General features: G+C 40.8%; 3 protein-coding genes. All 3 read right to left on the reverse strand.

Translation table 11 applies throughout. From position 1 onward, the window contains the following. Positions 1–13: 13 nt before the first annotated feature. Complete coding sequence (gene mutL, locus LI112_RS14735) at positions 14–2,083, reverse strand: DNA mismatch repair endonuclease MutL (RefSeq protein WP_044925020.1); 2,070 nt, start codon at positions 2,081–2,083, stop codon at positions 14–16. A gap of 36 nt (positions 2,084–2,119) precedes the next feature. Further along, the gene (mutS, locus tag LI112_RS14740) at positions 2,120–4,738 is read right to left on the reverse strand and encodes a DNA mismatch repair protein MutS (RefSeq protein WP_227190952.1); all 2,619 of its coding nucleotides are present in this window, start codon (positions 4,736–4,738) and stop codon (positions 2,120–2,122) included. A 168-nt stretch (positions 4,739–4,906) separates the two neighbouring features. Beyond that, positions 4,907–6,184, reverse strand: a complete 1,278-nt coding sequence (locus LI112_RS14745) for a site-specific integrase (RefSeq protein ID WP_118044560.1) — start codon at positions 6,182–6,184, stop codon at positions 4,907–4,909. Between the last annotated feature and the right edge of the window lie 156 nt (positions 6,185–6,340).

Raw genomic sequence — 6,340 nt, forward strand, 5'->3', positions numbered from 1 at the left:
TCCTGTATAATTCTTACACGATTCGTTTAAACTTCTTTTCCAGTTCTGTTCTGGTCATTGCAATGATCGTCGGGCGTCCATGCGGACAATGATACGGATTTTCCAGAGTCAGAAGTTCATCGATCAGTTTTTCTGCCTCCTGCTGCGACATAGCATGGTTTCCCTTAACTGCCGCTTTGCATGCCATCGTTGCAAGTCTGGCAGCAAAAATATCCAATGTATCTTTACTGTTATTAGATGCCAGATTATCCAACATTTCCAGAAACAGTTCTTCCTCTGTCAGTCCGTACAGATTCGATGGTACCGCACTGATGCGGTATTCTCTGCCGCCGAAATTCTCGATCTCAAAGCCAAACTGTTCAAAATAATTCATATTTGCTTTCAGTACTTCTTCTTCCTGCATGCTCAATGCCACGATCAATGGAGGATTCAGATACTGTGAATCAATCGAATGTTCCCGGAACTGTTTTACCATACGCTCATAATATACCTTTTCGTGTGCAGCATGCTGATCGATTATATAAAAATTGTCCTCAAACTGTACCAGCCAGTACGTATCAAAGATCTGTCCGATCAGGTCAATCCGACTTCTGGATTCTGGTGCAAGCAGTTTCTCCTCAAAGAGTTCAAGCTGCTGTGGTGGAGTCTGTTTTTCAGTCTCTCTCGATACTGCTTCCTGTATTTTTAGTTCTTCTGCTTCCGTTTTCTGCACATAGTCTTGTTCATAATCTTGTACAGACTTCTGTACAATTTTCTGTTTAACCTGTGTATCAACCTTCTCAGGCACAGTATTTGTTTTCTTCGAAGAATTCTGAAATGACTCTGGCACTGTCTGCCTCTCTGTCAGTTTCTTCACTTCGTCCAGTTTCTGATTCTCTCGCAGTGTACCACTGAACATTTCTTCTTCATCTTTTGAAAATGCCGGACGATAAGATGCTGCCGGCTCTCGTACAACAGAATAGACTGGTTTTTGTGCTCCGTACAGTTCTTCACGACGTTTCTGCTCAAATGGTTCCGGTACAGCTGCACGCGTAACTTTTTCTTCTTTATCCTCTTTAACAGAAGAACTGTCTACAGATACTTTCGGAATCATTTCTCTTCTGGTCAGGGCTGCACGTACAGTATCATAAACTGCATCGTAAACTTCCTGTTCTCTCGCAAATCGTACCTCTCTTTTTGCCGGGTGCACATTAACATCCAGATCGTTCCCCTCCATTTCCATACGAAGAGAAACAAATGGAAATTTATGCTGCATCAGGAAACCCCTGTAAGCATTTTCGATTGCTTTTGTAATAATATTATTTTTAACATATCGTCCATTGATATAATAGTTCTCAAAAGAACGATTGCCTCTGGCAATTTCCGGTTTACCAACAAATCCCTCAATTTTCATAAAGGAATTTTCCTGTGATACCTCCAGAAGTGCTCTGGCGATCTCTCTGCCATACACGCTGTAAATAACATCCTTCACACTGTAGTTCCCGGATGTATGCAGTTTCACCTGCTTATTCTGAATATATTTAAAAGAAATCTCCGGATGGGACAGTGCAAGCTGCTCCATCAGCGTATGAATATAATTCGCCTCAGTCATATCCGACTTCAGGAACTTGCTTCTCGCCGGTGTGTTATAAAAAAGGTTCCGAACAAGAAATGTAGTTCCCTCCGGTGCTCCCAGTTCTTCCAATGAATGCTCCTGTCCACCTTCGATCACATAACGGGAGCCGCTGACAGAAGACGGAGTTTTTGTGATCAGTTCTACCTGAGAAACAGCAGCGATACTGGAAAGTGCCTCACCACGAAATCCAAGAGAAGCAATATGTTCCAGATCTTCCACCTTTTCAATCTTACTTGTTGCATGACGGAGAAATGCAAGCGGAATCTGCTCTGCTTCCATTCCTGATCCATTATCCGTAATTCGGATCAGTTTCTTACCACCATCTGTAATTTCTACTGTTACCGCAGTTGCTCCTGCGTCTATCGCATTTTCCACAAGCTCTTTTACGACAGAAGAAGGTCTTTCTACAACCTCTCCGGCTGCAATCTTATCAATTGTGTTCTGGTCTAAAACTGCAATTTTTCTCAAAGCAACCTCCCATTACCAAACCACGTTTTATCATTTTTACCAGCGGTTTTTAATCTTGTTCTGCAAATTATACAAAATATTCATAGCTTCCATCGGTGTCAAATGGGTCATATCCAGATCACGGATCTCGTCCACGATATCATTGTCCTGTACCGTATCAAAAAGAGACATCTGAGCCATATCCACCTGATCATAAACAATTTTCTGTTTTTTCTTCGGAGCCGTCAGATCCTTGACCGCAGCCGTGATATCTGCATCACTGAGTTCTTCTACCAGTTCCTTTGCACGATTAATAACGGAATCCGGCACACCGGCAAGTTTGGCAACCTGAATACCATAGCTCTTGTCTGCACCGCCCTTGACAATCTTACGAAGAAATACAATATCATCGCCTTTTTCTTTAACCGCGATACAATAATTATTGACTCCCGGAATCTTACCTTCCAGCTCTGTAAGTTCATGATAATGTGTGGCAAATAAAGTCTTTGCGCCACAGAGTTTCGTATTACTGATATGTTCGATCACGGACCATGCAATTGCAAGTCCGTCAAAGGTACTTGTGCCTCGTCCAATCTCATCCAGAATCAACAGGCTCCTGGATGTGGCATTTCGAAGAATATTTGCTACTTCTGTCATTTCCACCATGAAAGTACTCTGTCCGCTTGCAAGGTCATCGGATGCACCGACACGTGTAAAGATTCGATCCACAATGCCAATATTTGCTTTCTCTGCCGGAACAAAACTTCCGATCTGCGCCATCAGAACGATCAATGCTGTCTGACGCATATAAGTGGATTTACCAGCCATATTCGGACCGGTGATAATGGAAACTCTTTTTTTCTGATTGTCCAGATATGTATCATTTGCAATAAACATATCGTTTTCAATCATCTGCTCTACAACCGGATGACGACCATTTTTGATATCCAGAACACCATTTTCATTGATCTTCGGTCTTACAAAATTGTTTCGTTCTGCCACAAGCGCAAGAGAGGCAAACACATCCAGTGCTGCAATCGCCTTGGCAGTTTTCTGGATACGTACGACTTCTTTGCCAACTTTGTCACGGACATCTGCAAACAATTCATATTCCAGCGCATACAGACGATCTTCAGCTCCAAGGATCAGATCCTCAAGATCCTTCAGCTCCTGTGTAATATAACGTTCGGCATTGGTCAGTGTCTGTTTGCGAACATAATTATCCGGAACCTGATCTTTGAAAGAATTCGTCACTTCCAGTGCATAACCAAATACACGACTGTATTTGATCTTCAGTGTCTTAATGCCGGTACGTTCTTTTTCTCTTGCTTCCAGTTCAGCAAGCCACTTTTTGCCATCAGTTCTTGAGTGACGATATTTATCGACATCTGCGTTGTAACCTTCGCGGATGATTCCGCCGTCTTTCTGTGCAAGCGGTGGCTCATCTGTGATCGCACGTTTGATCAGATCCGTCACATCTTCCAGCGGATCCATATCCTCAAAAATCTGTTTCAGGATCGGTGCTTCAAATTCCTGAAGGATCTGTCGGATATATGGAATCATCTCCAGTGAAGATGCAAATGCAACCATATCTCTCGGATTCGCTGACTGATAGCTGATACGGCTGATCAGACGTTCCAGATCATAGATTGGATTCAGATACTCTCGGATCTCATCACGAAGCATCGGCTTCTGAGTCAGTTCTTCTACTGCTCCCAGTCTGAGATTGATCTCTTCTGCATCGATCAGGGGCTGTTCCACATAACCTCGAAGTGTACGTGCACCCATTGCTGTCTTTGTCTTATCCAATACCCAGAGAAGAGAACCTCGTTTCTGTTTTTCACGGAGTGTTTCGACCAGTTCCAGATTACGACGACTGGAACTGTCAATCAACATAAATTTATCTGCTGTGTAGGGATGAATCGTTGCCATATGAGACAAAGCTGTTTTCTGAGTTTCATTCAAATATTGAAAAAGTGCTCCTGCTGCGATCACTCCACTGTCATAGTCCTGAAGTCCAAGACCTTCCAATGTATTTACATGAAAATGTTCCTTCAAAGTGCGTTGGCAGAGACTGTCATCAAAATACCAGTTATCTAATGGAAAAATGCATATCCGCAGACGGTCCTTCAAATCTTCTGTATCAACTCCGCTCATAAAAAAAGCGTCATTACAGATAATTTCCGCAGGGACAAATTTATTGATCTCATCCAGAAGTTTCTGAGGTTTATCTACTTCTGTAAGAAAACAGTCACCTGTGGTGATATCTGCAATGGCACATCCAAAATGATTCTCCAGAGAAACAATCGACATCAGATAATTGTTTCTGGATTCATCCAAAGATGTGGCATCCAGAGTTGTTCCCGGTGTAACTACACGGATAACTTCTCTCTTAACAAGACCTTTTGCTTTCTTAGGGTCTTCCACCTGCTCACAGATTGCCACTTTGTGGCCTTTCTCGATCAGTCGTTTGATATATGTCTCGGCTGCATGAAATGGAATTCCGCACATCGGAGCACGTTCTTCCAATCCGCAGTCCTTACCGGTAAGCGTCAGTTCCAGTTCTTTGGATACAAGGATTGCATCATCAAAAAACATCTCATAAAAGTCGCCAAGTCGATAGAACAGGATGCAGTCCTTGTAATTTTCTTTTGTTTTACAATATTCCCTCATCATCGGTGATAATACACTAATATTCTCCGGAAACCCAGTGTTTATGCGGCTTTTAGAAGTTCCAGGTGTTGATTTGACCACATTATTACGATAGTTTTTTTCCTCGTTAGTGTTTTTGTCTATACTCAAGTATTTAAACCTCTCTTTAAAATTTTATCTCCATTTGCAAAATCAGGTTTCTGTTCCGTATTTTTGAATATACAGTTCGTATTCGTCATCTATATGTTCTTCTTCAATGTGTGTATAATAATTAGTCATTTTTTCATCAGAGTGTCCAGCTATTTTCTTTACTGTAGCGGCATCCATTCCCGATTGAATGCATCTTGTTACAAAAGTATGACGGAAAATATGAGGATGAACATCCATTAAATTCGGATCTCTGTTCTCTTTTTCTGCCAGAGCAATTTCATGCTTATTAACAATCCCAACAATCCGCCTGCATTCTGTTTGAGCTGATGATGGAAGATAACTTCTTCCTGAAGATGTTGTAAAAATCAGACCGGGATATTTTTTTAAAAGTATATTTGTTTTTCCCCAGTTTTTCCCCAGTTTTTCTTTATCACGATCCTGTTTTTCCTTCCAGCTCATAAAAGCAGCAATCACTGCATCCGTTAATGGAACCTTTCTATTGCTGGCACTTTTCTTTGGTGTTGTAATCTGAATAGTAGAATACCTTTCAGGAAGTTCATTTCCTTTCGAATCATAATATTTTGTAACTCTGTTTAAGGTTTTATATACACGAAGCTTTTCATGCTTAAAGTCAAGATCACACCATTCTAGGGCAAGTGCTTCCCCTATACGTAATCCTGTATGAAGAAGAATAAAAAAGAGTTCATAATACCGGGTATTCTTGCAGCTCTCAAGGAAACGATGAGTGTCATATATACTAAGACATTTTTCATCTTCTTGTTCCTGCATTATCTTCTCATCAGGTATTTCACCCGGTTCTTCTTTAGGCAGTTTAATATCGGCTACGGGATCTATGGGTATCATTTTTCCACCATATGCCTTTTTGAAAAGCTGACGGACTACACTTAATGATTGTATTACCGTTGTACGTGCATATCCTTCTTCTTCGAGTCCCTTTATCATGTCAAGAATATGTGTTGGACGGACCTCTATTAACCTCATGTAACCAATATATTCTCTTACTCGCTCAAAACCATTTACATAGTTACTTAAAGTGGTTGCTTTAACAGAATGCACCACATAAATAAGCATCCATTTTTCATACCACTTTGAAACAGAAATTCTAGGATCATATCCTGCAATTCCGGGGGAAACATTAGCAAGGTAGGCATTTCTTTCTTTTTTTAGATGTTGTAAATTTGTACCATAAATTGAAAACGTTTTTCCTGTACCGCGAACGAAAATTCTGGCCTCATATCGTCCATCTTTTCTTTGATATAATCCTTTTCCTAATTCTTTACCCTTTAAGTTTTTGCCCATAACACCACCATCCTTTCTGATGATAATGCATGGCACTGGATATATATTTTAGCACAACAAAAAAAAGCTTTCAAGACTGCCGATCTATCCATTTTTGAAATTTTGTAGGATTACAATACATGTGTTACAACTGAATAATTAAAAAGCGGAAATACC

This window comes from Blautia sp. 210820-DFI.6.14 (genome assembly GCF_020558815.1).
GTDB classification, from domain to species: domain Bacteria; phylum Bacillota; class Clostridia; order Lachnospirales; family Lachnospiraceae; genus Blautia_A; species Blautia_A obeum.